At 76.0% G+C, this 3,457-nt stretch carries 1 protein-coding gene and 1 pseudogene; both read left to right on the forward strand.

All coding sequences use genetic code 11. From position 1 onward, the window contains the following. Positions 1 to 3,123: glycosyltransferase (locus CVO76_RS16120; RefSeq protein WP_208740111.1), on the forward strand; the 3,123-nt coding region annotated here is incomplete at its 5' end. Then, a pseudogene (locus tag CVO76_RS16125) lies at positions 3,120 to 3,457 on the forward strand (hypothetical protein); the annotation flags it as partial. The gene CVO76_RS16120 and the pseudogene CVO76_RS16125, both read left to right, overlap by 4 nt.

A 3,457-nucleotide genomic window follows, 5' to 3' on the forward strand; every position in this document is an offset into this window, starting at 1 on the left:
CTCCACGACGATTCCGCGCCCGAGCCGGAAGCGCTCGCCGAGCTGCTCCTCGCCGTCGAGCGTGCTCCCTCGGTCACCGTGGCGGGTACGAAGCAGGTGGCCTGGGACGACCGCCGCGAACTCGTGGACGTCGGGCTCTCCATCAGCAGGTGGGCCGAGCGGCTGACCCTCATCGACCTGGACGAGCACGACCAGGGCCAGTACGACGCCCGGAGCGACGTGTTCGCCGTCAACTCCGCCGGCATGCTCGTGCGCCGCGACGTGTGGGATGCCCTCGGCGGCTTCGACCCGGCCCTTCACGGCGTGGGCGACGACGTCGACCTGTGCTGGCGGAACCGCCTGGCCGGCCACCGCGTGGTGGTGGTCCCGGGCGCCGTCCTCCGCCACGCCGGATCGAGGCCGCATCCGCTCTCCACGCCGCATGCCGCGCGTGCCGCCGAGGTGTACCTGAGGCTCAAGCACGCCGCTCCGTGGAACGTCCCCCTGCTCGCCGTCGGCGCGGTGCTGGGCGGATTCGCCCGCCTGCTCCTCGGACTCCTGGCGAAGGACCCCGGCCATGGCACCGGCCAGCTGCTCGGCAGCCTCGCCGGGGTGGCCCGCCCCCTGCAGCTGTGGCGGTCCCGCCGCTCCGTCGCGCGGAGCCGCCGGCGCCCGCGCTCGATCGTGCGGCCCCTCGTCACCTCCCGCCGCGAGGTCTGGTCCCACCGGAAGTCGGTGCTGGACGCCTTCACGTCGCGCGGCTCCGATCCGGAAGGGTTCCCGCCGGCGGAGGAGTACGTGCCGTCCGGGAACAACGACGACGACTTCGCGGCCCTCGCCCCGCCCGCCCGTCCATGGGGCGGCGCCGGCGCCGTGGTCGCCCTGGTGCTGCTCCTCGCTGCAGCCCTCCTCGGGCTGCACCGGCTCGTCGGGGCAGCGGCGCTGGCAGGCAGCGCACTGGTACCGGTGGCCGAGACGCCACGGGCGGTCTGGGACAGTGCGACGGTCTGGTGGACAGGCCTCGGTACCGGATTCGCCGCCCACGGGTCGCCGTTCGCCTACGTCCTGTGGCTGCTCTCGCTCCTGGGGTTCGGTTCGGCGAACACCGCCGTCGTCGTCACCGTGGTCTGCGCCCTGCCCCTGGCAGGGCTCTCCGCATGGATCGCCGCGGGCGCCCTCACCCGGTCGCGCGGGCTGCGGCTGTGGGCCGCACTGTTCTGGGGAGCGGCGCCGGCCCTGCAGGTAGCCCTCGGCAGCGGGCGCCTCGGCGCGCTGATCGCCCACATCCTGCTGCCCCTGGCCCTGCTCGGAGTCGTCCGGGCGGTCGGAGGTGCCCTCCCGGCGCGCCCCCTGCCGGACGGCGTCATCATTCCGGGCATCGGTGGGACGCGCAGCTGGACGGCGGCGGCCGCCGCCGGCCTGGTGCTCGCGGTCGCCTGCGCGTCCGCGCCGTCCCTCCTCCCCGTCGTGATCCCCGGCGGGCTCCTCGCACTGGCGCTCGGCCGGCGGCGTACCCTTACGCTCTGGTGGACGCTGCTGCCGATCCTGGCGGTCCAGCTGCCCTACGCCCTGTCCGCACTGCAGGATCCGCGGGGATTCCTCGGCGATCCCGGGGTGCCTGCTCCCTTCGACCCGGGCGCTCCCTGGCAACAGCTCCTTGGCTTCCCGGTGTCCTTCGATCCGTTCCTCCCGCCTGCCGCGGCCGGCTTCCTCGGCGCAGGTCCCTGGGCGCTCGTCGTCGCCGTCGTGATCGGCGGGCCGGTCCTCGTCCTTGCAGCCTTCGCGTTGTTCGTCCCGCGCGGGCGCGGACGGATGGTGCGATCGTCCTGGCTGGTGGCGGTCCTCGCGCTCGCCGTCGCGGCCGTTCTGCCGCTGATGCCCGTCGCGGTGGGCACGTCCGCCCTGATCCAGGTGTTCCCCGGTCCGCTCGTGTCCGCCGTGTCGCTGTGCCTGCTGGCCGCGGCCCTCTCGGGGATGCCCGGGGCGCAGCACGCCGGTGTTGCGCCGGCCCCGCCGCGCCGGCGCCTCGCCGGGTTCGCCGGCGGCCTCGTCCTCGCGGTCGGCCCGCTGGTCGGCCTCGGACTGTGGCTCGTTCCCGACGTGGCGAGCCCGCCCCCAGCCTCGGCCGAGCCCGTGGTGATCCCGGGCGCTCCCGTCGAGGAGGCCGCGGATGCGCCCGCCACCACCGACCTCGGTACCGGTATCGGGCTGCGGCCCGTCGCGGAGCGGCCGCTGCCGGCCACGGCGGCCGACCGCGGCACGGGGCCGGAGCAGATCCGGACGCTCGTGATCACCGTCGACGACGAGGACGACGTCACCGCCGCACTCATGCGCGGATCCGGCACCACCCTCGACGACCTCAATCCGCTCTACGCCGCCCGCGTGGTGGGACCCGGTGGCGCGGTGCTGGACGACAGCGGATCCGCACGCACCCTGCGCACCACGGCCGCCGTCATCGTGGGCGCCACCGGTGCCGATCCACGGGCGGACCTGCGCGACCTAGGGGTCGGGTTCGTGGTCCTCCGGCAGCCCGAGACGGCCGGGGAGTTCCTCAGCAGCCGCATCGACTCCGTCCCCGGCCTCACCGCGGTCGGTGACACGGACGCAGGGCGGCTGTGGCGCGTGTCCTCCGCGACGCTCGACGACGGCACGGAGGACACCGGCGAGCGCACCGCCCGGGTCCGGGTGGTCGCCGCCGACGGTCGGACGGAGGCCGTCGTCGCGTCCGGAGCGGTGGACGCCGCCGGGAGCATCCCCCCGGGTGGCGAGGGCAGGACGCTCGTCCTCGCCGAGCAGGCGGATGCCGGCTGGCAGGCCACGCTGGACGGCCGCAGGCTCGAGGCGACGTCCGAGGGCTGGCGGCAGGCATTCGTGCTTCCCACGACAGGCGGCGCGGTGGCTGTCTCGTACGTCAGCCCGTACCGGCCCTGGGTGGAGGCGGTCCAGGCGGTCGTCCTCGTCCTGACGATGCTCCTGGCCATCCCCGTCCCGTCCCGGCCCCGCGTCGTCCGTCCCCAGGGTGGCGGACGCCCGCAGCCGGGTGTCCGCCGTCGCCCGGACGGGACCGACGCATGGGACGCCGGGACGGACGACGTGCACGCCGACGACCCCCAGCCCGTGACGAGTGGAAGAGGCCCGATGTGATCCGGGGACGCAGGCGCGACACCACGGCGGAGGGCACGCAGGACCGGGCCCGCACGGGGAACGGAAAGTCGACGGACAGCCCGGAAGCCGGCGAGCAGGGCGGGATCCGCCCCGACGGGAGCGGTACGCCGGTTCCCGGGACCGGCGACTCCGAGCGCCCGGCGGGCCCACCGGCGTCGGATGCCGCCCGGGCCGCCGTCGCCGCCCGGGCCGTCGCCCGCGACAGGGCTGCCGGGACCGGCACCGCCGCACGCCGCCGCGCCCGCCTGGGCACGGCAGCGGCCGCGGCCACGGGCGTCGTCCTGCTCGCGGCGACAGCCGCGATCGCGGCGGG

The organism is Arthrobacter agilis, from assembly GCF_002953615.1.
In the GTDB taxonomy this organism is placed as follows: domain Bacteria; phylum Actinomycetota; class Actinomycetes; order Actinomycetales; family Micrococcaceae; genus Arthrobacter_D; species Arthrobacter_D agilis_B.